The organism is Ensifer sp. GW823-FHT05D09 (assembly GCF_058795755.1).
This window is the reverse complement of the sequence record NZ_JBXAIA010000008.1, coordinates 294491-316755: the sequence shown is the minus strand read 5'-3', so window position 1 is coordinate 316755 and position 22265 is coordinate 294491. Positions and strand designations below refer to the sequence as shown.

Genomic DNA, 22265 nt, shown 5'->3' with positions numbered 1-22265 from the left:
CAATCACGCCTCGGCACCCACCTGCTGCCTATCACGGTTCATACAGGGTGCCGGATAGACCATCTGGCGCAGCGACGAAAGCACCGGAAAGCGTCACGGCCCATTGGAAGAATTCCTGCCCGTCCTGGCACCCGCTGGCGCTTTCGTCGTTGGATGCGAGGCAGTTCTGCTGCGACCACCTCCGAACACCAACGGAAACCGCTGCTCGATCAAATAGAGAACAAGTTCGGTCACAGGAAATATGTCGTCCCCATACGGCTACGGCTTGTTAATACTTCACGCCGGCTTCGTGATTAACCGTTAAATGTTCTCACCAAGAGAGATTTATCTTATCTGCGCATTTACTTCTCAAAAACCGGCGCGCAGAATAGAAAAACTTTCCAGCCAAAGAATTTTTCGGCCTTCTTCGCAGGAGAACGAGCCGGATCGAGATTAGGTTGGAGATAGATTCGATCTGCCTGATCGAATTCTTGAACGAGCCAAAGCCTCTGCCAGCGGGTTCCTTTGAGACCGTCTCGTCATCGCAGCGTGCTGTCAGCCATGGCTGACTGCCGTCGCAAGCAGAGTGAAATTGGAGCTCGTCATGAGAAGCCTACTTCCTGCCCGTTTCCAGGATTACGATTTCAGCCCCATTTTCGTGGGCGCCGGATTCACGCTTGCGATCGCCATCATCGCCTATGGCTCCCTGTTCGGCCGCATTCTTTAGATCGCGGTCCGTTCAGAAGCACGCTCCAGCGTTGGCCGCGAGTCCGTGAGCGCAAGCAGGTGCTTTGCTTATGCGACCTGCGTCTGCAGCCAGGTCTTGAACAGCGATGCATGCGGCGTCTCGGGTTTCAACGCCGATTGGATGAGACCATATTCGGAGCCGTCGGGCGTGAACCCCATCGGGGCGACCAGCCGCTCGTTGCGGATATCGTCCAAAGCGATGATCCTTGGGCACATGGCCACACCGAGGCCAGCGGCAGCGGCTTCAGCCATGAGGAAATGATGATCCATGTGGCGCGTGGCGCGCGGCTTCGGTGCGCCCGGGTTTGCCCGCTCCCAGTTATCCCAGGCATCGGGCCTCGTCTTTGACGCCAATGCGACATAATCACCGGCCCAAAACCGCTCGACCATGCCTGCCTGCATTACGGGCCCCATTTCCTCCCTCGCCAGGGTCGTGATCGCGCACCGCGAGTCGATGGCAAAATCCAGCCGCCGGATGGCCAGGGTCACGCGGTCACGGGTGAAGTCGAATGCTCCGCCTCCGACAGCGAGGTGCAGATCGACGTCCGGATACCGGTCCTGAAACTCGGCCAACCGCGGGATCAACCAGCGCATCGCCAGCGATCGTTCGCAGGAGACCAGAACCGGCTGCGCCGACGCTGCACTGCGCAGTTCATCAAGGGTCGTGGAAACGACGGCCAACGCCCTGGTCGTTGCCTGGGCCAGCTTCTCGCCATCTGCGGTCAGGCGCAAACCTCGGCCGTGAGGTTCGAGAAGCTCAAGACCGATGTCACCGGCAAGCTTGGACACACGGCGACTGACGGCGCCGTGGGTGAGGTTCAGCTCTATGGCGGCCGCGCGCACCGAGCCCAGCCTCGCCACGACTTCGAAGGCGCGCAGGTCGTCAAGAGAGGGAATATCCGAGCGTTTCATTGGTGATTATCTATCACCAATACAGGTCAGATCATATCGCTTTTTATCGACTTATCCGGGCGGTATTTTCACCGCATGGAAAACTTTGGTGACATATTCGATCGCATCGGCATCATTGCCGACGACCTTACAAGTGCGGCGGACGGGGCTGGCCCCTTCCTGGAACGGGGCCACCGACCCTGCATCCATCGCCGAACTCTGGCGACCGTCGAAACGGCCATCTTGTCGGTCGATACCGGCAGCCGCGGCATGTCGGTGACCGACGCGGCCGGCGCAACGAGAGCGGCCGCCTCGGCATTCGCCAGAGATCGTACCCTCTACAAGACCATGGACTCGACCTTGCGCGGCCATATCAGGGCGGAGATACTGGCGGCCTTCCACGCGAGCCGACGGCAGCGCCTCGTGATCGCACCGGCCTTTCCCGCCGAAGGGCGCACGACGATCAACGCGATCCAGTGGCTTGATGGAACGCCTGTTGCCGACACTATCTACGCGCAGGATCCGGCTCATCCCACACGCACCTCCAACATCCGCGACCTCGTCGACCCCAGCCTAGGCGACACTGCCCTCGTCACAGTGGAGATGAGCGACGCGGAGGTTCGCAACGTTGCCTCCAGCAATCGTGTCGTCATTGTCGATGCGGACAGCCAGGAAAAGCTGAACGAGAGAGTGGCATGTCCTGCGCGGATGGGGCCGGCGCTGTGGGTCGGCTCACCCGGCATGGCCCAGGCGCTCGCCGCCCTGACGGCGGCCGCCGCATCCACCGCACCCGCAACGCCGATGCCTTCGGTTCGACGCGTTCTTGTCGTCGTCGGCAGCGCCAACAGGGTCAGCCGCGGGCAAACGCCTGCGCTTCACGCAGCTGGCGCCGCCATCGCCACACGAGCCTCCGACATAACCGGTGAAGCGCAGATCGCCTGCCTCAGAGCGCCGGCGTCACGCGAGGCGGATGCCAGGAATGTGCTTTCGACGCTTGTCGACGAGGCCTATGCGGTGCTCCAACAACACCGCTTCGGCGCGGTCATTGCGACTGGCGGCGAGACCATGGACGCTCTTCTGCAGCGGCTGTCTGTCAAAAGCTTCGCTCTGATCGGGGAACTCGAACCCGGATTTCCCATGGGATACGCCACGCGAGAAACGGGGCAATCGCTCGTCATCGCCTTGAAGGCCGGAGGCTTTGGCACACCAAAGACACTCTTGAACGCGGCACGGCACCTTGTTTCGGCACAGAACGGACACAGCACCCATGATTGACCCAGAGCGCCCCATCGCCATCACCATGGGCGACCCTGCAGGCATCGGCCCGGAAATCGTTGCCAAGGCAATGCTCGACAGGCAGATTCGTCGACGATGCGTCGTCATCGGCGACCCGCTCGTCGTCCAGCATGCCTTCGCGCAGATAGACGCCGCGGTCCGCGTCCATACGATCCGGAACACCAAAGCATCCCGATTGGCGGACGGATCCGTAAACCTGATCGCATCGTCTTCACTCGACGTTCTGCCACCGGCCGGGACCGTCGATCCGGCCAGCGGCAAGGCCGGCTTTGACGCGATCACGACGGCAATTGATCTTGCCCTTGTGGGCGCAGTGGCTGGCATCGTCACGGCGCCGATCCACAAGGAGGCCCTTGCCGCCGCCGGCGTCTCCCATCCCGGGCATACGGAAATCCTCGCGGAGCGGGCCGGAGCGTCGCGTGTCGCGATGATGCTGGCCAACGAGGATATTCGAACGGTTCTCGTCACCATCCATTGCTCTCTGCTGGAAGCGATACGGCGTGTGGATTTCGATGCCGAGCTATCGGCCATCCGGCTCGCACATGCAGGTGGTCGCGCGCTCGGCATAGAAGCGCCGCGGATCGCGATCGCAGGCCTCAACCCGCATGCCGGAGAAGGTGGCTTGTTCGGCGATGAGGAGATCACCATCATCGCACCGGCGATCGAAGCGGCGCGGCGAGAAGGCATCGATGCCAGCGGCCCATGGCCGGGCGATACCGTTTTCATGCAGGCGCGACACGGCCGTTTCGACGTGGTGGTGGCGCAATACCACGATCAGGGGCTTATCCCCGTGAAGTACCTGGGGCTGGAGAAAGGCGTGAACATTACGCTCGGTCTGCCATTCGTCCGAACCAGCCCCGACCATGGAACCGCGTTCGACATTGCCGGGCGTGGCATCGCAGACCCGGCAAGCCTCAAGACCGCAATCGACTATGCCCTCCGCCTTGCAGACGCGGCGCACGCACAGGAGCAATAACATGTCCGAACCAGACTTCATCTTCATGCTGACGCGCAATGATCGCACCGTGCCGGACGCTGCCGTTCACGTGCGCACAGCGCTTGCCGCAGGCGTGCGAGATATCGGCTTCAAGGATATCGGACTGCCCTTTGCCGAGCTTGCTGCCCTCAACCGGACGATCCGGGACAATGGCGCGCGCAGTTACCTCGAAGTGGTGTCGCTTGATGGCGACAGCGAAATCGTCTCCGTCCGGGCAGCGGTCAAATTGGGCGTCGATTATCTGTTGGGTGGTACCCGTGTTGCCGACGTGCTTCCGCTGCTTGCAGGAACCGGCATCAAATATTATCCCTTCGCCGGCGGGATCACCGGGCATCCAAGCGCCTTGGAGGGCTCGATCTCCGACATCACGGCCAGCGCCATCGATCTGGCAAACCACGATGGCGTCCACGGGCTGGACCTGCTTGCCTATCGCTCTCAAACAGATGTGCCGGCGCTGATCAAAACCGTTTGCGCCGCCGTGAACAAACCGGTGATCGTCGCCGGATCGATCGACAGAGCCGCCCGCATCCAGGCCGTTCTCGACAGTGAGGCTGCCGGCTTTACGGTCGGCACCGCTGCACTCGACGGCGTCTTTCCAGCATCGCGGCCGGGGCTGACCCAGCAATTGTCGGCGATCAGGGCCACAATGGCAAAAGCGCCCTAACGCGCGCCGCAGCCGGCATCCCGCAACGCCGCCTAGCTCGACAAACCCAGATCGCGGAGTGCTGCAAGCGTTGCCTTGATCACATCGGCCGCGGATTGATCGACATCGACGACGACGGTTCGGGGCTCGCCGATTGGCTCTTCCAGCGTCGCCAACTGCGTATCGAGCAGCGACGCCGGCATGAAATGTCCTTCGCGGTGCTGCATCCGGCCGGCGAGGACATCACGGCTGCCTTGAAGATAGATAAAGATCAGATCGCCACCGGCACGCTCGCGCAACAAGGCGCGATAGCTCCGCTTCAACGCGGAACAGGAAACAACGAGAGGCTCGGTACTTGTGGAAAGCTGCCGGCCGATCTCGCCAAGCCAGGGCCATCGGTCCTCATCGGTGAGCGGGATGCCGGCCGACATCTTGGCGATATTACTTTGCGGATGCAGGCCATCGCCCTCGATGAAGGCGCAACCGAAAGCCCGCGCCACGGCCTCGCCGACGGAGGTCTTGCCGCAGCCGGAGACGCCCATGACGACGATCGAGCCGGGGAATTTGCCCACCTGGTCAAGGGGGGATGTTTCGGGGCTCGCCATGGATCGTTCGTCTCTCCGGCTCGTGATTGCGACGCCGTTTGCTGATAGCGCCGCACCGGCGCCGAGACAAGCCGACTTGCTGCGAAACGACGTCCGCCGCTGACGGTAGTCCTCGGGCGTCGTGCCCTGCCTGAGCGAAACCAGTTCGCAGCTGCCCTCGGAGATCCTAGGGCAGCTCATCCGCCTTCATCATTTCACATGAAAGCGGGAGGCTCTAGCTGGCGACACGTGGGCGTGCGATGTCGTTGACGCCCTCGTCGTCCGGCGCCTGGCCGTAACTCATGCGGCGCATCTGTGCGATCACCCGCTCCATCTCGTCATCCGGCAGAACCGGCGGTTCACCGAGCGTCAGCGCCTGCACGTACATGCGCGAAAGGGTCTCGATCTCGATTGCCATCCACAGCGCCGATTCCAGCGTCTTGCCGAGCGAGATCTGCCCGTGCTGACCGAGCAGGCAGGCGGTGCGATCCTTGAGCGCCACGAGCGCATTGTTGGAAAGCGCCTGGGTGCCGAAGGTCGCATATTCGGCACAGCGGATCGTCGTCCCGCCGGCAATGCCCGTCATGTAGTGGAAGCTCGGAATGGTCCTGTGGTGGCAGGCCAGCGTGGTCGCATAGATCGAATGGCAATGAAGAACCACGTTGATATCCGTGCGCTCGCGCAGGATGTCGCGGTGAAAGCGCCACTCGGATGACGGTCGCGGACCGGTGTAGTTGCCTTGGAAATCCATTTCGACCAGATCGTCGGGCTGCATCGTGTCATAGGCAAGCGAGGACGGCGTGACGAGGAAGCCGTCGGGGGTGCGTACCGAAAGATTACCGGCCGTCCCCTGGTTGATGCCGCTTGAATTCATTCGGCGGCAAATGTCCACCATCTCGCGGCGGAGGGAGAGAATATCGGGCTGGCTCATCGGAGTTTCCTTTCGAAGTGTCATTGAAAAACAGGTTCGGCTTGCCGGCGCGCGCTGGCGCGCCATTCTGCTGCGTAGTTGGAAATTGCGGTGGTGAGGGGCGGGACATCTGTGGCTTCGGCCAGGGAAAGCGGTGCCGGCCGTTTCCGCGTGCGTTGACCGGCAAGCAGAGCGGCCCCTGAGGCGACGCCGTAGGTATCGAGATTGAACCGGACCTGCCGGCCCGGCAACAAGGCTGCGACAAGGCGGGCATAAAGCGGGTCGCGCAGGAAGCTGCCGTCGAGAACGACGAGCGGTCCCGCCCCCAGCGCCTCGACGCATTCGGCCGTCAACAGCGCACAATAGAAGAGGGCCAGCGCCTTGCGCTCCATCGGCGTCTCCGGCTTGGGCCCGGTGATATGTCCTTGACCGGCGCTGCCGGGAAACAGACCGTTATCGTCACCGAAGGATGGCAGCGCCATGGTCTTCAACGCGATCAGTTGCCGAACGATTTGTTCAGGCACAGGTCCGCCCGGCTGCCCGTGACCCGCAACATGCGAGAATTCACGCCCGCCCATGGTCAGCACGCCGCCGAGCGGCTTGCCGAAAACATCGCTGTTGAGCGTCATGCCCCTGTCTTCGTCGAGCCGGTCGAGGGGAGTCTGCCCGCAGAAGCCGACAATCCAGGTGCCGGTGGAAATGACGGTGAAATCGCGCAGTCCCGCAGCATGGTAGCGGTAGTGATTGAGGCTGCTATCGTGCGCGCCGGTAAGGATACGAAGATCCTGCGGCAAGCCATGACGGCGTGCCAATTCCACCCGCACCGGACCGAGATCCTGCCAGGCATCGGCAAAGGGCGGCATCAGCCGGCCCCAGCCGCGCTGATCGACGATCGGGGCGAAATGCCGCTCCGCCACGTTCCAGAGATGGGACTGCGCGCCGAGCAGGCTCGCTTCGGATGCCACGACGCCGGAGAGACGCCACGCCCAGTATTGGGGCAGACCGAGATACCACCGCGCCCGGGCAAAAGCTTGCGGTTCACACTCCTGCATCCAGAAGAGTTGTCGGGCCTGATGGGTCGCGGCGTGCATCGTCGCGCTGCCGCGGTCGAAGAATGAACCGGAGAGCGGAGCATAGCCCGCCCGGATGGCCTCGGGCGGCGCCTGTTCGTAGTCGATCATCGGCAGCGCCGCGCCGTCGCCTTGCTCCGGATCGGCCCCGACCAGCACGCCGCCGGAACCATGCCCGGAGGCGACGAAGGTCGAAAGCCGGTGGCGCCGGGCGAGCTGTGCGAGGCCGGAAAAGACCCACTCGCCGATAGCGCCGAGATCATGATGAGACCAGGGCGGGCCTGGCAGCACCGGGTTGGCGATGCTGAGGGTCTCGAGCACGGCGCCATCGGCCGTGACGGCATTGAGCTTGACGTTGGTCTTGCCGACATCGAGCACCGCGATCGTGCCTTCATCGTCGCGTGATGACGTTGGCATGACGCCGCACCTCCCTCACCTTCCGAACCGCCAAGCCTGCCTTCTAGATCAGGCCGTATTGTTTGGCCTTGTTGCGCAGGAACGGTAGGCCGTTGCCCATCACTTCCTCCTCGTCCTTGGCGACGGGTCGCCAGACGGCGAGGCCATAGGCGACTTCCGGCGGCATGTTGATGAAGCTTTCCATCGCAAGACCGCCCTTGAAGCCGATCGCTGCAAGTGTCGCGAAGATCTCGTCCCAGGCGCAGTTGCCGTAGCCGGGCGTGCCGCGATCACTCTCGGAGAGGTGGATGTATTTGATGTGCTCGCGCGCATCGAGGATGCCGGTGCCGATGCCCTTTTCTTCGATGTTCATGTGGTAGGTGTCGAGATGCACGAAGACATTGTCGGCGCCGACGCGCTTGATCATGTCGACGGCCTGCCAGCCAGTGTTGATGAGATGGTTTTCATAGCGGTTGACTGCCTCGACGCCGAGTTCGATACCACGCGACTTCGCATGTTTTGCCGCCGCCTGCAGCACGCGGGCGATGTTGTCGTATTCGGCCTCGGTCGGCGGTACGCCGGTGCGCTCGCCGATGCCGCCATAGATGACGCCGGACAGCGCTTCGCCGCCGAGGTCGGCCGTCTTGTCGATCGCGACCTTGAGGTGCTCGATCGCCGCATCGGGCCGGACGGAAGCCCAGGCGCGCTCGGGAAGGCCGAGCGAGCAGACCGCGCGCAGCTTGTTCTTCTCCAGAAGTGCCTTGGTGTGGGCGGTGTCGACCGCCGGCGGATTAAGCATGGGGATCTCTATGAAATCCACCTTGTACTTGACCGCCGCCGCGACGGCCCGCTCGGCGCCGGGCCGATCCCAATTCATGGTCCACATGCTCGTATGGACGCCAAAACCCTGCATGATCACGTTCCTTTTCTGACAAATGAAATCTTGAATTTGGAGGCGGCGAACCGCAGCACCATGACGCCGACGAGAAGCAAGCCCCAGACGGCGGTCGCGAGATGTTGATTGGCGCCGATCAGGTTGAGCCCTGATGACAGCAGCTGCAGCACGACGAGCGCCACGAACACCGGGATCACCCGGCCGAAGCCGCCGAACGGATTGACGCCGCCGAGGAAGCAGGCAAGCACCGTGATCAGCAGATAGGACTCGCCGTGGCCGATGCGCACCGAGTTGAACCGAGCCAGCATGATGATGCCGGCAATGGCGCACATTGCGCCCGAGAGCGTGTAGACGAGTACGATCACTTTGCGGGTATTGATACCGGAATAGCGCGTCGCCTCGAGATTGGAGCCGATCATGTAGGTGTTGAAGCCGAGCTTGGTGCGGGTCAAAAGAAGATGCCAGGCGAGCACGCAGATGATGAAGACGATCAGCGGCACCGGTATGCCCGCGATCGAGCCATGGCCGAGCGGCCCGATGAAGGCGGGAAAGCCGGAGACGTCGCCGCCGCGCGTCAGAAACTCGCCGAGGCCGCGCAGGAAGATCATCATCGACAGCGAGACGAGGATCGGGTGCGCGCGGGTGAAGGCAATGACCAGCCCCATGACCACGCCGCTTGCAGCGCCGACCATCACGGCTAGGACGCAGCCGAGCGCGAAGGCACCGGCGCCGGCATCCGCACCGCCATTCGCCTGCAAGACCCAGGCAAGCGTCAGCCCGGCAATATTGGCGGTGAAGGTGACGGCAAGGTTCAGGCCACCGGTCAGGATCGGCAGCAGCATCGCCAGCGTCAGTAGCCCGAGTTCGGGAAGCTGAAACGCGACCGAACCGAAGGTCGCAGCGCTCAGGAACTGCGGCGAGACGAGACCGAACACCAGGATCACGGCGACCAGCGCCAGGCCGGGACCCGCCATTTCGGGGCCGAACCATGCCTTCAGGCGTTCCGAAAAACCTGTCATCGGCGTGCACCTTTCTGGGTGGCGAAGGGCAGAAGCCGTTCGATGCTGGTGTTGGAAAGGGTGATGGCGATTAGGATGATGGCGCCAACGATCATCTTGAAGGCGAAGGGGGAAACGCCCATCAGGTTCAGGCCGTTCTGGGTGATCGCGATCAGGAGCACGCCGAGCACGCAGCCGAGCACCGAGCCCTTGCCACCGCCGAGTCTTGCGCCACCGAGAACGACGGCGGCCAGCACGTCGAGTTCTCGCCCATAAAGTGCGTTCGGCACCACTTCCTGCGCGTAGTGCGCCTGCACCAGCCCGCCGATCCCGGCCATAAGGCCGAGCCAGCCGAAGGCGATGAACTGCATGGCGCCGATGTTGATGCCGAAGCGGCGCGCGCCTTCCGGATTATCGCCGAAGGCATAGAGTTGCCGTCCGGTGGTCGTGCGGGTGATCAGTACCCAGGTGGCGATGACGCACAGCACCATGACCAGCACCGGAAGCGTGATCTCGATCCAGCTGCCGTCTGCCATTTCATGTTCGAACAGAACGACACGATCGGTCAGCCATTCCGGCAGGTCGTAGATCGACACGCCCTTGGTGAAGAACATCAATAGCCCGAAGTAGATGTTGAAGGTCGATATCGTCGCGACGATCGAAATGATGCGGAAGCGATGGATCAGGAGCGCATTGACTGCGCCGAGGCAGATGCCGATCGATCCGGCAATGACGAGGCCGGAGATCCAGCCACCGCCGCCGATCCAGCCGAGCGCGATCGCCGTCCCATACTGCACGACCGAGGCGGCGACGGCGAAGGAGATGTCGATGCCGCCGGCAATCAGCACGACCAGCAGGCCAACGGCGAAGATGATGTTGACCGAACTGGTGTTCAACAGATCGAAGGCGTTGCCGATCGAGAAGAAGTTGGCCGTCGCGAACGACAGAACCGTGCAGATGACGGTTATGACGGCGAGAAGCGCGACCTCGGTCGCATGTGTACGGGCGAAACTATGCATAGACCGCTCCCTCGATTTCGGCGAGCGGAACGCTACAGGGATCGTAGCTGCCGACGATGCGACCCTGCGCCATATGCAGGACGCGGTCGGCGTTGAAATAGACTTCCGGCACCTCGTCGGAAATCAGGATGATCGCAAGGCCTGTCTCGGCGAGCTTGGCGACGATGTCGAAGATGCCGGCACGCGCGCCGACATCGACACCGACAGTGGGGGCGTCGAGGATCAACAGCTTCGGGTCGGTCGCCAGCCATTTGGCAATGGCGATACGCTGCTGGTTGCCGCCTGACAGCGTCGAGATCGCGTCGCCCTGCAGGCCGATCTTGACGCCGAGATCGGCAATCCAGCCGGCGACGAGCTTGCGCTTGCGCTCGTCCGACAGGAAGCCGCCGGAAACGATCTTGCCGAGCGAACTGATGACGAGATTGTCGGCGATCGACTGCGGCTGGATGAGGCCAAGCGACAGGCGATCCTCCGAGAGATAGGCGACGCCCGCCTTGATCGCATCGCGGTTGGAGGAGAAATGCACCGGCTTGCCCTCGAGCGTGATCGTGCCGGCGGCCGGCTGCAGCATGCCGAAGAGCGTTTGCGCAAGCTCGGTCCGGCCGGCCCCGAGAAGGCCGGTAATCCCGAGCGTCTCGCCGCGTCGGACGGTGAGTGAAATATCGTCGAACTGGCCGGGTCGGCTCAGCCCCTTTACCTCAAGGACAACAGGTTGATCGTCGCGCGATTTTGCGCGGACCTGCTGGTCAAAAGTCTTGCCAGTCATCAGTTCGGTGATGCGCGATTGCGTCATGCCGGCGGCGGGATAAACGCCGACCAGCGCGCCGTCGCGCAAGACGGTGATCCGGCTTGAAATTTCCAGCACTTCCGCCAGGCGGTGACTGACGAAGACGACGGCGACGCCTGCGGCCGAAAGACCGCGCACGATGTCGAGCAGATGGTCGGTTTCCGATTGCGTCAGCGATGCGGTCGGCTCGTCCATGAAGACGAGCTTCGCTTCGCCGACGAGCGCGCGGGCAATCGCCACGATCTGGCGCTGGGCAATGGCGTATTCCTTGAGCGGCAGGTCGACGTCGAGCGTGATGCCGAGACGCTTAAGCGCGTCCGTCGCAATCTTGCGCATGCGGCCATAGTCGACCAGCTTCGGCCAGCGGCCGAGGACGGTCTGGAAGGCGATGTTTTCCGCCACGCTCATTTCGGGGAAAAGCGCCAGATCCTGCCAGATGACCTGGATGCCGCGATCCTGGGCGGTCACCGGCGACATGTGGGAATAGGTCTCGCCGTCATACTCGATCGAGGCGCCATCGGCGGGACGGTAAACGCCGGTGATGATCTTGATCAGGGTGCTCTTGCCACAACCGTTCTCACCGGCGAGGCAGTGCACCTCACCCGGGCGGACGTCGAAGCTCACATTCTTGAGCGCCTTGACGCCACCGAAGGTCATGTTGATGTCGTGCAGGGACAGAAGCGGCTTTTCGCTGCCTCCCGTGATCGCAAGCTGTTGCATGAACGTGTGTCCTAAGGACCGTTTTTGAAGGACGTGCCAGGCCGACCGAAGCCGGCCCAGCAGCCGGGAGAACCCGGTGCATGCCGCCCGGGATCGCATCGATCCGGGGATAGGGCATGCAACTATTCAAAATGCGGCAGCGGCGGTGGCGCGTCTGAGGCGTGCGGGCCGCTGCGGCAGATCAGAGCCCCATCGCCGCGAGATCGGCGACCGTGTCCTTGTTGATCGGCACGAGCTGATCAACGATGATGTTGCGGTTTTCAAAGTCCGGCTTGACCTTGCCGAGACCTTCGATCTCGTCGCCGTCCTTCACCTCTTCACCCTTCATCAACTTGTCGGCAAGCGTCACGAACACCTCGCCTGCCTGTTTCGGATTCCACATGAAGCCGCCGGAGATCGCGTCCGACTTGACGAGCTTCTGGCCCTGCCCCGGCGAGAACGGGCCGAGCACGAAGATCTCGCCAACCTTGCGGCGCTCTTCGACGGCACGGCCTGCCCCGATCGGTCCCTGGCTGCCGAACGCGAGGAAACCCTTGAGGTTGGGATGGGCAGAGATCAGGTCGAGCGCTGTCGACCGGCTTTTGTCGACGTCTTCCGCGACCCCGTAGCGTTCGCCGACCAGCATCATGTCAGGATGGTTCTTCTTGATATAGGCGATGGCAGCATCAGCCCAGGCGTTGTGCAGCGGCACGGTCAGCGAGCCGACGAACACGGCATATTCGCCCTTGCCGCCCATTTTTTCGGCAAGCAGCTTGCCGTGCGCTTCGCCGAAGCCGGTCGATGACGCAAGCTCGAAGTCCCAATCGGCACCCTTCTGGCTCGGCGATTCATGGGTGATGACGATGATGCCCTTTTCCTTGGCCTTGGTCAGAACCGGCTCCAAAACCTTGGCATCATTGGGCACGACGCCGATGACCTTGACGCCCTGGGCGATCAGATCCTCGATGGCGCGCACCTGCAGCGCCGGATCGGCGCTCGTCGGGCCGACCATGAAGGCGTCGATGCCGAGCTTTTGGCCCCGTTCCTTGATGCCTGCCTCCATGGCGTTGAACCACGGAATGCCGCCGATCTTGACCACGACGCCGACCTTTCCGGCATCCTGAGCGAATGCGGCAGCCGCACCGGCAAGCGAAAGCGATGTCGCTAGCGCAGCGACCAGAATTTTCTTGATCATGTCTCTCCTCCACTCGTTCCCCATAGGGAACACGCCCGGCTGCAGAAGCGCCGGCCTCCAGTTTCAAATCGCAACTGGCTGGGAACGAATTCCCGCCTCCCTGATCGCCGCCTCCTCAGACGACCCATCAATTTGCACAATCGATATTTCTTGTTTGCACAATCGATGGTGCAAAGACTATTGTGCAGACTTAATCTTTCGTCAAGGGGAAATCGGCACTAAGACGATGAGGGAGGCCAACGATGACGAAGACGAGCAAGAAGAAGGCGACCATCTACGACTTATCGGTGCTGTCAGGCAGCTCGCCTTCAACCGTGAGTGCGGTTTTGAACGGCACCTGGCAGAAGCGGCGGATCAAGGAGAGCACCGCGGCCCTGATCCGGGATCTGGCGGAGACCCACCAATATACCGCCAACCGTCAGGCCCGCGGATTGCGCAGCTCCCGCTCCGGCCTCATCGGCCTGCTGTTGCCGGTCCATGACAATCGCTACTTCTCCTCGATGGCGCAGACCTTCGAAGCGCATGTCAGAAGCAAGGGTCAATGCCCAATCGTCGTCAGCGCCAGCCGTGACCCGGAAGAGGAAAGAAAGACGGCCGAAACGCTGATCTCATACTCGATCGATGAGCTGTTCATCTGCGGCGCGACCGACCCGGACGGCGTGCACGAGGTCTGCGAGACCGTCGGCCTGAAGCACATCAACATCGACCTGCCCGGCACCAAGGTTCCGTCCGTCATCAGCGACAACTACCAAGGCGGCCGGATGCTGACGGAGGCGATCATCCGACACTTCCCCGCGGATCAGCCGCTCCGCCCGGATGAACTCTACCTCTTCGGCGGTCGCGACGACCACGCAAGCCGCGAGCGTATCCGCGGGTTCCGTGCGGTGAAGCGCGAGCTTCTGGGCGAAGACCCGGACGGCTGCATCCAGCCGACCGGCTACGCGCCCAACAATGCAAGGCTCGCTTTCGAAGCCTTCTACGAAAAGCACGGCAAGCTGCCGCGCGGCGTCTTCATCAACTCCTCGATCAACTTCGAGGGCCTGTTGCGCTTCATGGCTGGCCACCCGCATGAAAACTTCGCAGACCTCACCGTCGGCTGCTACGACTACGACCCCTTCGCCTCGTTCCTGCCCTTCCCCGTCATCATGATCCGCCAGGATGTCGAGGGCATGATCACCAAGGCATTCGAGGTGATCGAGGAGGGGCGGCCACAGCCGCGTATTCACCTGATCAGTCCAGAGCTCGTCCAGCCGCGCACCGCGCTGACCGGACCGCTCGACGCGCTCAAGGATATCGGCTGAATGGCACATCGCTGAATCTTCGGCCGTACGGCATAATAGCAACCGATTTTTCTGTACACACGGCTAGTTTCAACGTATTCATTGGAAATGGATGAGATCGACAGAAAAATCATTGGAATTCTCGCGCAGGACTCCCGCAGGTCGCTGACCGATATCGGTGCGGCGGTGGAGTTGTCGCCCTCCTCGGTCAACGAGCGCATCCGCCGGCTCGTCGCAAGCGGAGTGATCCGCCGTTTCACGATCGACGCCGACCATCGCGCGCTTGGGCTTGACGTGCTCGCCTTCGTCTGGGTCGGGCTGTCCCCGGATGCGGATGAGGAAGCGTTTCGCACCTTCATGGCCGGCCATCCTTCCGTTACGGAATGTCACCACGTCACCGGCGCCTGGTCCTATTGCGTCAAGGTTCGCATGCCGTCGCTTGGCGATATCGAGCCTTTCCTGGCCGAACTCAAGCGTCGCCGGTTTCTCGCTCGCAGCGAGACCGTGATTGCCCTGTCGACCGTCAGGGAAACCTCGTTCACCGGCCCGGAGCGCTGAGCAATGTCGATGCTGCTGTTCGCAAAAGGCCTGCTGCTCGGCCTCGCCATTGCCGCTCCCCTCGGCCCGATTGGCGTCCTGTGCATCAACCGCACGCTCGAACGCGGCTTCTGGGCCGGCGTCGCCGGCGGATTGGGAACGGCGCTCGCCGATGCCAGCTACGCGCTGCTGGCGGCAGCCGGCTTTGCCGCGTTCGCGACCCTTCTCGCCACGGTGGCGACGCCGCTCAGCCTTGCCGGTGGCGCCTTCATGATCTGGCTCGGCTGGCGCGGGCTGCAACCGAGCCCGGTCGCAGCCGCAGCCAAGGTCGGTGCGCGCGATCTCATCCAGACGACCGCAGCGACCTTCCTGCTAACGATCGCCAATCCGCTGACGATCCTGTCCTTTGCCGCGTTCTTTGCGGTCCTTGGTCTGGCGAAAGCCGGTGGACTTGCAAACGCCACCGTCGTCGTTGCCGGCGTCTTCCTCGGCTCGCTCGCCTGGTGGATGCTTTTAAGCGGCGGGATTACCCTTGCCCGAACACGCCTGCCCGACAGTTTCGTCACGTGGGTCTCACGCCTTTCGGGCCTGGTCCTGATTGCCTTCGGCGCAGTGGCAATCGGCTCGGTCGTGGTGAACCTCATCTAAGGCTACAGCCGAAGAAGGCGGCGCTGCCGCAGTCTATTCAGCCGCCGGTCTGACGCATTCGACATGCCACCATTTCGGGCGTCCGCCACGGTAGCTGTGCGAGACCGGGATGAGATCGGCGGCGTTGGTCTTGTCGAAGCACCCGAGCATCAACGCGACGACGGGCGCATCGTCGATCGCGCCGAGCGTGCTGCCGCAGGTGCCGCAGAAGGCCCGGCTGGAGTAATCGGAGGAGCGATAGGTTGCGGGCGCTCCCCCAGGCCCGGTCCAAGCCACGGCGTCGCTTGGGAATTCGACCCAGGCGACGGTCAGCGCGCCGGAATGCTTTTGGCACAGTTTGCACGAGCAGGTGTGCGGCTTTCCGGCCGGCCCTTTCGCCTCGAACCGAATTGCTCCGCAAATGCATCCGCCTGTGTGCGGCTTGTTCTTTTTGGTCGCGGCTCTTGTCACGCATTACCTCCAGCTGCAGTCTCGAATCATCAGCAGTATAACTTGCGACGGGCAGATTAGTGTATCGCCGCGATGATACACCCCATAAGGGCATTCGTTCATTTGATCTTGGCGGCAGCGGCCTCAGTATCGACCTCGCAAAGATCCGAAAAGCGCATCCGGCGCTCAGTAAAACCACGCGCCAATGTCGCGAAACGCGCGTTTGCTCTGGTCGCGCCTGTTTCCATCCCGCGCAGACGTGCCCTCGCCGATCGGCAGGCTGAAACCGAAGGGATCGGACGGTTCGCCGCCCCTGTCCGCCCAATAGGCATCGAGATCGGCCACCATCATCCGCCGACGTTTGCGCCGTCGGCGGTTGATCACGTGCCTGTCGTTGGAGACGGCATAGAGGTGCGTTGCGTTGCCCTCAGAGGCGAGCCCCTGCAGCGTGAGCAGAACCGCATCCTTTGGCCGCAAGCCCCCGAGGTCGCGGGTCGCGGTAATCAGCGCCCGTTTTCCGTCGCCTTCACGCGGCCCCTGCATGCCGCCGATCACCAGGCTATAGGCGTCATCATCGCAGCGCACGAAGGCGAAACTGACCGTGCAAAGCGCGTAACGATCGCTTTGGCGGCTAAGCCTGATCGCAAAGGCGCCCTCGTGGCGCCCACCGCAATGGTCGGCCAACAGCAACTGGACAGGGTAATTTTCACCGCGCCCGGCGACCGTTCCCATCTCCATCGACGTACCGCGCCAAAGCGCCATCAGCGACCGGCGTGACAGGACTTCGCTCGCGACATCGAAATGGTTCATCAGCAGTTCAAGCCGTTGGCTTGAGCGAGCTCCGTGCAACAGAAATGTCGGTACCGACTTGCGAATAAGATCGTCGTGCGGAAGACCCAATTTGTAGCGGTCGCCGAACGCGCTGAGAAAGGTGAGCCAGCGCGTCGTCAGCAGCGGATGTCGGGCGAGCCGCATCGAGAACACGACCGCGCGCTTCAAGGTCAGCCGCCCGCCAAGCTTGAGAACCTGCCACAGGATCTGACGGGCCGACCGGCCACGCTCCGGCATGTTGGCAGCGGCGACAAAGCCGACAGATGCCGGCTGGGTTTCAACTCTCTCACCACCGCCGTTGGGCAGCGATGGCAAGTCCGATCGAGCGCTGTATTGCGGCAAACGACCTTCCAGGGACATGGCGTAATTCCTTGAAAGCAAATGCTTGTCCAAGCATCGCCGGGATATCCGGCACCGCTGGGTTTGCATTCTGTTTGTCAAGGGAATGCGGAGAAGTGATCCGGAATCGAGCGCCTGTTGGCGGAGCGATCCGCCCGCATGGACAGAGCCGGCGTGCGGCCCTCACCGAACGCCGAACGGCCCCGATCAGGCCTTCAAGACGATAACGATGGCGCTCAGGCGGCGCTTTCGCGCGGCAGCATGATGGTGATCATCGCTCCGCCGCCGGGGCGCGCTGCGAATTCCAGCCGGCCGCCATGGGCCTTGGCAATCGCCTGCACGACGGAGAGACCAAGACCCGTTCCGCCGGTTGCCCGCGAACGGGACGCGTCCCCGCGCCAGAACAGGTCGATCGAGTGGGTCGATACATCGTCCGGAAGCCCCGGCCCGCGATCAAGCACCCGGATGAAGGCTTCGTCCGCGCCACGCGCGCCGGTTTCGCACCGAAGCACGCCGCCTGATGACGCATAGCGACAGGCGTTTTCAACGAGCGCAAGCAACGCCTGCCGCAGGCGCTGGGAATCGCCGGACACCACAGCTGGGACAAGTGCCATCTCGAGCGAGAGACCGGCAGATGCGAGGATCGTGCGGGAGGCGCCGAGCACCTGCGTCGCCTCGGCCGCCAGATCGACCGCACCGCGTTGGGTGACGAGCTTTTGGCCTGCGGCAAGCGAAAGGGTGCGCAGATCCTCGACCAGGGCGGATAGCCCCTCCACCTGGACGAGCAGCTGCCGCACGCGCTCCTGCTCCAACGGAAAGACGCCATCGGCCATGCCCTGCAGATTGCCTTGCAGGATCGTCAACGGCGTGCGCAATTCGTGGGCCACCGCCATCGTGTTGAAACGCAGGCGGCTTTCCATGCTTTCGAGTTCGGCCGCCAGCTCATCGAAAGTCTTGATCAACGTTGCCACTTCTTTCGCCCCCTTCCCAACGGAGCCGACACGAACCGCGAAATCGCCGGCACGCAGGTCTTCGGTTGCCTGAGCGAGCAGTTCCAAAGGACGGCTGATCTTGCGGGCGAGCCAATAGCCGATCAGGCTGCAGGTTGCCGCAGCGATCGCACCGAAGGTAATGATCGACAGGTCGATCTCGTTGTTGCCCCATTCCTCGATCGCGGGAACGCTGGTGACAAACGCGCGAAGGTTTTCCTCCGTCGGCATCCGGCCGGCATTGATATCGGTATAGGCTTGCGCCGCCCCGCGCGACATCATCTTGAGCATCCGCTCCTCGAGGTCCGCCTCCATCCACATCACGCCGAAATAGACGATGCAGACACTGACCACGAGCAGGACAGCCTGCAGCATGGCGGTGAGAACGCCAAGTGGCAGGCGCGATATTCTGATCTTCATCTCGGCTCCACGAAACGGTAGCCGACGCCGCGAACCGCGGAGAAGAAACCGCAGGCGCCGAGATCCTCGAGTTTGCGGCGAAGGTTGGCGACATGGGTGTCGACCGTTCGCGCCAGCGCGTCACTGTCGGGAAGGCAGGCATCGAGAATGTCGGCTCGCTCGAAGGCATGCGTCGGGCGCCGGATCATATGGGCCAGGATACGAAACTCGCTGAGTGTCAGCGGCAGGGACTGGCGCTTGCCGGTGGTTTCGACAAAGGCCGCATGCGCATCGAGATCGACCTCGACATTTTCGAAGCGCAGCACCGTGGCGCCGGCGCCGTTTCGCGTCCGCCGCAGAACTGCATTGACGCGGGCCACGACCTCCTGCGGGTTGAACGGCTTGACGACGTAGTCGTCCGCACCGAGCCTCAGCCCCGCCAGCCGATCGAGATCCTCGGCCAATGCCGTCACCATGATCGTCGGCGTGTTGCTCTCGCGGCGGATGCGCGCCAGCACCTCGAAACCGTCGAGCCGCGGGATGCGCACGTCGAGGAGAACGAGATCAGGCGAAAGCACGGAATGATGGGTGAGCGCGGTTTCGCCGTCCGCCGCCCGTACCGTCCTGAAGCCGTCACGCACGAGGTAGGCATCGAGGATCTGCGCGATCTCCGGCTCGTCCTCGACCAAAAGGATGAGACCCTTGTCGACCATCTGCAAACTCCTCGCGCATGTGTTGTGGCAACGAGCTTATGGGATGAAAAAATTCGGGTTGCAATTCATCCGGGCAGCGCTGGACACCATCGCCGGCCGTTCCGCATCAAGCGTTCTTCGTTTCTCCGCCATTTCTTGACAAATCGCGTCGAGTGTCCGCCTGCCACCGTCTGATCGAGTGTCGAACGCACGGTGTATGTGCCCTCGAATGCCGATTTTGCGGCTTCACCCCAGATTCCACCGACCCACATAACAAACGTCCCGGAACGCCTTCGCGATCCCGGCCAAGCAAGCGGCGCTGACGCTTTCCGTACGATGGCTCGCGCAGGGCCGCAAGCAACCCAAGAGGGGAATTCTCATGCCTGTTGAAACGAGCGAACTGACGTCAGCCGATATCGGCAAGATCTTGCAATGTATCCCGCATCGTTACCCCTTTCTGCTGATCGACAGGCTCGTTTCGATCCGCGGCGAAGAAAGCGGCATTGGGATCAAGAACGTTTCGATGAACGAACCGCAGTTCCAGGGGCACTTCCCTGGCAATCCGGTCTTTCCCGGAGCGCTGATCATCGAGGGCATGGCGCAAACTGCCGGTGTCATGTGTGCGGCCGCCAAGCTTGCCGTGGGTTTGACGCCAAAGATCATCTACATGTTGACGGTGGACAAGGCCCGATTTCGTAAGCCCGTTCGCCCGGGTGACGTCATCGAGTATCACATGACGAAGCTGGCCTATCGCCGCAATGTCTGGCGCTATCGCGGCAAGGCACGCGTCGATGGCGCATGCGTTGCCGAGGCCGAGATTGCGGCTTACCTGGAGACAGAGCAACAGCGGCCCGACGCCGCCGCTTGAACCCGTTCCCCGCGGCGGGCGGCGATCCGAACCGTCGCCACCCTCTCCTATGCGAAGGTGCCGCGTAGCACCTCCTCCGCCTCCGGGTCCGCAACGATGGGCGGGCGGAAAACTCTGCCCGACAGCCTGGCGCCGTACGCGGAAGACCGATGCGTTTTCCGCTCCGAGCCTTCTCCAGTTGCCCGCCCATCCTTGACAGTCACCAGCAATTCTCGTGCTCGCCTCCTCCTGTTTTCCCATCGCGAGCGTTCGGAATGTCCAGCATCCTGCAATCCATCACGACACCAGCTGCCGGCCATTGGCGGCGGGTTGCCAATCCCCTGACATGGCCTGCCCGATTGCAGGCCCAGATCTGCCAACACCCGGTTCAGACGGCCGCTTCGGCAACGATATTTGCGGGCTTCGTGTTTATGGCTTTTCCCGGCATCGATCTGGCCGTGTCACGCTGGGCGGCGGCAGGCAATGCAGACTTTCCGTTGTCGCGGGAGCACGCACTGCGTCTGCTGCGTGATTTCAACCGCCTGATGCCGATTTTGCTCCTGCCCGCCCTCGCAGTCATGCTTGCCGGGCAGATGCGCCGGCCGCGCGCATGGCTGCCACGTCCGCATAAAATATTGTTTTTCCTGACTTTCTATGCGCTCGGCCCCGGCCTTGCCATCCAGTTGCTGAAACGGCTGGTCGGCCGCGCCCGCCCTTCCGAGATCGTCGAGTTCGGCGGAACGCTGCCGTTTACGCCCGCCTGGCAGGTTTCCGGCGCGTGCTCGCGCAGTTGTTCGTTCGCGTCTGGCGAATCGGCGACGGCGATTGCCTTGTTCGGCTTGGCATTTTTCCTGCCCCTGGCTTGGCGTTGGAAGGCGATCGTTGCGCTCGTGCCTGTCGTGCTCGTCTTCTCGCTCAACCGCATTGCATTCGGCGCGCACTTCCTCTCGGATGTCGTGCTCGCCTGGCTGCTGATGCTCTGGATCATGCTGTGGCTCTGGTCCGTGTTTGCAGCCCATGGCGCACGCATCGATGCCGCGCTGACGCGTGGCGGACTGTCCATCGCCGCCTGACGTCGGTGGCAGCCTTGCCACCGACCGCTCACCGTCCGATCAGGCGCTACGGACGGATCGGCGCCAGACGAAGGGGGCGTTGAGCCGCAACGATTGCGATTGTCCGACGTCGTCGCTCATCAGCCATGCAACCGCCGCCGCCGCAATCTCCTCGATGGGCTGGGCGAACGTGGTCAACTCGTAGGAACTCCAGGCGGCCTGCGGAATGTCGTCAAAACCGACGACGCAGAGATCGTCGGGGATCGAAAGCGAAAACTGATGCCGGGCCGCATCCATGAAACCGAGCGCAACGAGATCGGTCACGCAAAAGACCGCATCCGGACGCTCGCGACGGGTCATCAACCGCTGCGCCAGGACCTTGCCGCTTTCATAACCCGTCGGGCCGAAGCGTTCGACGGTCACATCGAGCCCCTGCTCCCGCGCCGCTGCGACAAAACCCACTTCGCGCGTCATGAGGCTCGGTGTCCCGGCTTCTGAATTGGCAAAAGCGAGACGGCGACAGCCGGCCCGCAGGAACGCCGTCACCACGCTTTGCGCCGTATCATCGTCGTCGAGGTTAATTCTGAGTGGGCCTTGATGCTCGTCGTCGCGATTGATCAGAACCAGCCGCTGACCGTTCCGGACGCAGAGATCGACGAGCGACTTGTCCGGCATGCCCGACAGCACGATCGAGGCATCGGCGCGGTACCGGATTGCCTGGCGCAAAGCCATGTCGACGCGTTCGTCGGATCGATCGGTATTGACGATCATCGCGATCTTGCCGGCATTCTGCAGCTGCTGCGTCAACGCCTTGATCAGCGCCGAACGGTAAGGCGTGCCCATGTCGGAAACGACGAGGCAGACAATGCCGCTTTCATTGCGCATCAATCCGCGGGCCAGATGGTTGACGTGATAGCCGAGTGCTTCCGCCGCCTCCATGACCTTGCGGCGCGTCTCCGGCGCGATGCTCGCACCCGCTGTGAACGCGCGCGAAACCGCGGAGCGGGATACGCCGGCCTTCCTTGCCACTTCCTCTGCACTGACGAATATCTTGTCGCTCATCGTGACCCACCCTTGCACGGCTTTGCAAACTTCTTGCAACAAATATCAGACCTG

The 22265-nt window shown here is 62.6% G+C and carries 23 protein-coding genes; 9 read left to right on the top strand and 14 right to left on the bottom strand.

The window, feature by feature from the left end; translation table 11 throughout:
* The first annotated feature begins 583 nt into the window (after positions 1-583).
* Positions 584-706 (top strand): hypothetical protein, encoded by a 123-nt coding sequence (locus AC1Q80_RS22630; RefSeq protein ID WP_268833724.1) that lies wholly within the window; start codon positions 584-586, stop codon positions 704-706.
* A gap of 68 nt (positions 707-774) precedes the next feature.
* On the opposite strand, the gene AC1Q80_RS22625 is transcribed toward AC1Q80_RS22630, so the two are convergent.
* On the bottom strand, positions 775-1638 hold the full coding sequence (locus AC1Q80_RS22625) for a LysR family transcriptional regulator (protein WP_492361916.1): 864 nt from the start codon (positions 1636-1638) through the stop codon (positions 775-777).
* A gap of 75 nt (positions 1639-1713) precedes the next feature.
* Here AC1Q80_RS22625 and AC1Q80_RS22620 point away from each other — a divergent pair, with 75 nt between their 5' ends.
* The 3 genes from AC1Q80_RS22620 to AC1Q80_RS22610 are packed head-to-tail and all read left to right on the top strand — an operon-like array spanning position 1714 to position 4574.
* The gene (locus AC1Q80_RS22620; RefSeq protein ID WP_492361915.1) at positions 1714-2892 is read left to right on the top strand and encodes a four-carbon acid sugar kinase family protein; all 1179 of its coding nucleotides are present in this window, start codon (positions 1714-1716) and stop codon (positions 2890-2892) included.
* Positions 2885-3889, top strand: a complete 1005-nt coding sequence (gene pdxA / locus AC1Q80_RS22615) for a 4-hydroxythreonine-4-phosphate dehydrogenase PdxA (protein WP_492361914.1) — start codon at positions 2885-2887, stop codon at positions 3887-3889. Before AC1Q80_RS22620 ends, pdxA begins: the two co-directional genes overlap by 8 nt.
* A gap of 1 nt (position 3890) precedes the next feature.
* Entirely contained in the window at positions 3891-4574 is a 684-nt protein-coding gene (locus tag AC1Q80_RS22610) for a 4-hydroxythreonine-4-phosphate dehydrogenase (RefSeq protein WP_492361913.1), read from the top strand.
* A gap of 32 nt (positions 4575-4606) precedes the next feature.
* Here the strand turns inward: AC1Q80_RS22610 and AC1Q80_RS22605 are convergent, their stop codons facing one another.
* From AC1Q80_RS22605 to AC1Q80_RS22570, 8 genes are all read right to left on the bottom strand, one after another.
* A complete protein-coding gene (locus tag AC1Q80_RS22605) occupies positions 4607-5158 on the bottom strand; it encodes a gluconokinase (protein WP_492361943.1) in 552 nt (183 codons plus the stop codon).
* 214 nt (positions 5159-5372) lie between these two features.
* Positions 5373-6068 (bottom strand): class II aldolase/adducin family protein, encoded by a 696-nt coding sequence (locus tag AC1Q80_RS22600; protein ID WP_176355482.1) that lies wholly within the window; start codon positions 6066-6068, stop codon positions 5373-5375.
* A gap of 20 nt (positions 6069-6088) precedes the next feature.
* The gene (locus AC1Q80_RS22595; protein ID WP_492361912.1) at positions 6089-7534 is read right to left on the bottom strand and encodes an FGGY-family carbohydrate kinase; all 1446 of its coding nucleotides are present in this window, start codon (positions 7532-7534) and stop codon (positions 6089-6091) included.
* A gap of 43 nt (positions 7535-7577) precedes the next feature.
* Positions 7578-8426, bottom strand: coding sequence for a sugar phosphate isomerase/epimerase family protein (locus AC1Q80_RS22590; protein ID WP_209790097.1), 849 nt, complete (start codon positions 8424-8426; stop codon positions 7578-7580).
* Positions 8427-8428: 2 nt separating this feature from the next.
* Positions 8429-9427, bottom strand: a complete 999-nt coding sequence (locus AC1Q80_RS22585; protein WP_492361911.1) for an ABC transporter permease — start codon at positions 9425-9427, stop codon at positions 8429-8431.
* Positions 9424-10425, bottom strand: a complete 1002-nt coding sequence (locus AC1Q80_RS22580; RefSeq protein ID WP_492361910.1) for an ABC transporter permease — start codon at positions 10423-10425, stop codon at positions 9424-9426. The genes AC1Q80_RS22585 and AC1Q80_RS22580 overlap by 4 nt, the downstream gene beginning before the upstream one ends.
* On the bottom strand, positions 10418-11932 hold the full coding sequence (locus AC1Q80_RS22575; RefSeq protein WP_492361909.1) for a sugar ABC transporter ATP-binding protein: 1515 nt from the start codon (positions 11930-11932) through the stop codon (positions 10418-10420). The genes AC1Q80_RS22580 and AC1Q80_RS22575 overlap by 8 nt, the downstream gene beginning before the upstream one ends.
* 181 nt (positions 11933-12113) lie before the next feature.
* Positions 12114-13106, bottom strand: coding sequence for an autoinducer 2 ABC transporter substrate-binding protein (locus AC1Q80_RS22570; RefSeq protein ID WP_492361908.1), 993 nt, complete (start codon positions 13104-13106; stop codon positions 12114-12116).
* Between the two features lie 242 nt (positions 13107-13348).
* Here AC1Q80_RS22570 and AC1Q80_RS22565 point away from each other — a divergent pair, with 242 nt between their 5' ends.
* From AC1Q80_RS22565 to AC1Q80_RS22555, 3 genes are all read left to right on the top strand, one after another.
* Positions 13349-14407, top strand: a complete 1059-nt coding sequence (locus AC1Q80_RS22565) for a LacI family DNA-binding transcriptional regulator (RefSeq protein WP_173423177.1) — start codon at positions 13349-13351, stop codon at positions 14405-14407.
* Positions 14408-14494: 87 nt separating this feature from the next.
* Entirely contained in the window at positions 14495-14944 is a 450-nt protein-coding gene (locus tag AC1Q80_RS22560; protein ID WP_173423178.1) for an Lrp/AsnC family transcriptional regulator, read from the top strand.
* A 3-nt stretch (positions 14945-14947) separates the two neighbouring features.
* Complete coding sequence (locus AC1Q80_RS22555) at positions 14948-15571, top strand: LysE family translocator (protein ID WP_492361907.1); 624 nt, start codon at positions 14948-14950, stop codon at positions 15569-15571.
* A 33-nt stretch (positions 15572-15604) separates the two neighbouring features.
* Here AC1Q80_RS22555 and AC1Q80_RS22550 read toward each other — a convergent pair whose 3' ends face one another.
* From AC1Q80_RS22550 to AC1Q80_RS22535, 4 genes are all read right to left on the bottom strand, one after another.
* Positions 15605-16021, bottom strand: coding sequence for a GFA family protein (locus AC1Q80_RS22550; RefSeq protein ID WP_209790103.1), 417 nt, complete (start codon positions 16019-16021; stop codon positions 15605-15607).
* A 165-nt stretch (positions 16022-16186) separates the two neighbouring features.
* Positions 16187-17191, bottom strand: coding sequence for a DUF535 family protein (locus AC1Q80_RS22545; protein WP_492361906.1), 1005 nt, complete (start codon positions 17189-17191; stop codon positions 16187-16189).
* 215 nt (positions 17192-17406) lie between these two features.
* The gene (locus AC1Q80_RS22540) at positions 17407-18579 is read right to left on the bottom strand and encodes an ATP-binding protein (RefSeq protein ID WP_492361905.1); all 1173 of its coding nucleotides are present in this window, start codon (positions 18577-18579) and stop codon (positions 17407-17409) included.
* Positions 18576-19271 carry a response regulator gene (locus tag AC1Q80_RS22535; protein WP_173423182.1) on the bottom strand — a complete coding sequence of 232 codons (696 nt, stop codon included), beginning with the start codon at positions 19269-19271 and terminating at the stop codon, positions 18576-18578. Before AC1Q80_RS22535 ends, AC1Q80_RS22540 begins: the two co-directional genes overlap by 4 nt.
* 358 nt (positions 19272-19629) lie before the next feature.
* On the opposite strand from AC1Q80_RS22535, the gene fabZ reads away from it, so the two are divergent.
* Both fabZ and AC1Q80_RS22525 read left to right on the top strand, forming a co-directional pair.
* Complete coding sequence (gene fabZ / locus AC1Q80_RS22530) at positions 19630-20118, top strand: 3-hydroxyacyl-ACP dehydratase FabZ (protein ID WP_492361904.1); 489 nt, start codon at positions 19630-19632, stop codon at positions 20116-20118.
* A gap of 254 nt (positions 20119-20372) precedes the next feature.
* Positions 20373-21170, top strand: coding sequence for a phosphatase PAP2 family protein (locus AC1Q80_RS22525; RefSeq protein ID WP_492361903.1), 798 nt, complete (start codon positions 20373-20375; stop codon positions 21168-21170).
* Positions 21171-21209: 39 nt separating this feature from the next.
* Here AC1Q80_RS22525 and AC1Q80_RS22520 read toward each other — a convergent pair whose 3' ends face one another.
* Complete coding sequence (locus AC1Q80_RS22520; protein WP_173423185.1) at positions 21210-22211, bottom strand: LacI family DNA-binding transcriptional regulator; 1002 nt, start codon at positions 22209-22211, stop codon at positions 21210-21212.
* Between the last annotated feature and the right edge of the window lie 54 nt (positions 22212-22265).

Excerpts from the sequence above, each read along its gene's own strand:
- AC1Q80_RS22545 (WP_492361906.1), bottom strand. The coding sequence starts at position 17,191 with ATGTCCCTGGAAGGTCGTTTGCCGCAATACAGCGCTCGATCGGACTTG.
- AC1Q80_RS22620 (WP_492361915.1), top strand. The coding sequence starts at position 1,714 with ATGGAAAACTTTGGTGACATATTCGATCGCATCGGCATCATTGCCGAC.
- AC1Q80_RS22520 (WP_173423185.1), bottom strand. The coding sequence starts at position 22,211 with ATGAGCGACAAGATATTCGTCAGTGCAGAGGAAGTGGCAAGGAAGGCC.
- AC1Q80_RS22560 (WP_173423178.1), top strand. The coding sequence starts at position 14,495 with ATGGATGAGATCGACAGAAAAATCATTGGAATTCTCGCGCAGGACTCC.
- AC1Q80_RS22555 (WP_492361907.1), top strand. The coding sequence starts at position 14,948 with ATGTCGATGCTGCTGTTCGCAAAAGGCCTGCTGCTCGGCCTCGCCATT.
- AC1Q80_RS22610 (WP_492361913.1), top strand. The coding sequence starts at position 3,891 with ATGTCCGAACCAGACTTCATCTTCATGCTGACGCGCAATGATCGCACC.
- pdxA (WP_492361914.1), top strand. The coding sequence starts at position 2,885 with ATGATTGACCCAGAGCGCCCCATCGCCATCACCATGGGCGACCCTGCA.
- AC1Q80_RS22590 (WP_209790097.1), bottom strand. The coding sequence starts at position 8,426 with ATGCAGGGTTTTGGCGTCCATACGAGCATGTGGACCATGAATTGGGAT.
- AC1Q80_RS22595 (WP_492361912.1), bottom strand. The coding sequence starts at position 7,534 with ATGCCAACGTCATCACGCGACGATGAAGGCACGATCGCGGTGCTCGAT.
- AC1Q80_RS22570 (WP_492361908.1), bottom strand. The coding sequence starts at position 13,106 with ATGATCAAGAAAATTCTGGTCGCTGCGCTAGCGACATCGCTTTCGCTT.
- AC1Q80_RS22600 (WP_176355482.1), bottom strand. The coding sequence starts at position 6,068 with ATGAGCCAGCCCGATATTCTCTCCCTCCGCCGCGAGATGGTGGACATT.
- AC1Q80_RS22540 (WP_492361905.1), bottom strand. The coding sequence starts at position 18,579 with ATGAAGATCAGAATATCGCGCCTGCCACTTGGCGTTCTCACCGCCATG.
- AC1Q80_RS22605 (WP_492361943.1), bottom strand. The coding sequence starts at position 5,158 with ATGGCGAGCCCCGAAACATCCCCCCTTGACCAGGTGGGCAAATTCCCC.
- AC1Q80_RS22630 (WP_268833724.1), top strand. The coding sequence starts at position 584 with ATGAGAAGCCTACTTCCTGCCCGTTTCCAGGATTACGATTTCAGCCCC.
- AC1Q80_RS22575 (WP_492361909.1), bottom strand. The coding sequence starts at position 11,932 with ATGCAACAGCTTGCGATCACGGGAGGCAGCGAAAAGCCGCTTCTGTCC.
- AC1Q80_RS22535 (WP_173423182.1), bottom strand. The coding sequence starts at position 19,271 with ATGGTCGACAAGGGTCTCATCCTTTTGGTCGAGGACGAGCCGGAGATC.
- AC1Q80_RS22565 (WP_173423177.1), top strand. The coding sequence starts at position 13,349 with ATGACGAAGACGAGCAAGAAGAAGGCGACCATCTACGACTTATCGGTG.
- AC1Q80_RS22625 (WP_492361916.1), bottom strand. The coding sequence starts at position 1,638 with ATGAAACGCTCGGATATTCCCTCTCTTGACGACCTGCGCGCCTTCGAA.
- fabZ (WP_492361904.1), top strand. The coding sequence starts at position 19,630 with ATGCCTGTTGAAACGAGCGAACTGACGTCAGCCGATATCGGCAAGATC.
- AC1Q80_RS22580 (WP_492361910.1), bottom strand. The coding sequence starts at position 10,425 with ATGCATAGTTTCGCCCGTACACATGCGACCGAGGTCGCGCTTCTCGCC.
- AC1Q80_RS22525 (WP_492361903.1), top strand. The coding sequence starts at position 20,373 with ATGTCCAGCATCCTGCAATCCATCACGACACCAGCTGCCGGCCATTGG.
- AC1Q80_RS22585 (WP_492361911.1), bottom strand. The coding sequence starts at position 9,427 with ATGACAGGTTTTTCGGAACGCCTGAAGGCATGGTTCGGCCCCGAAATG.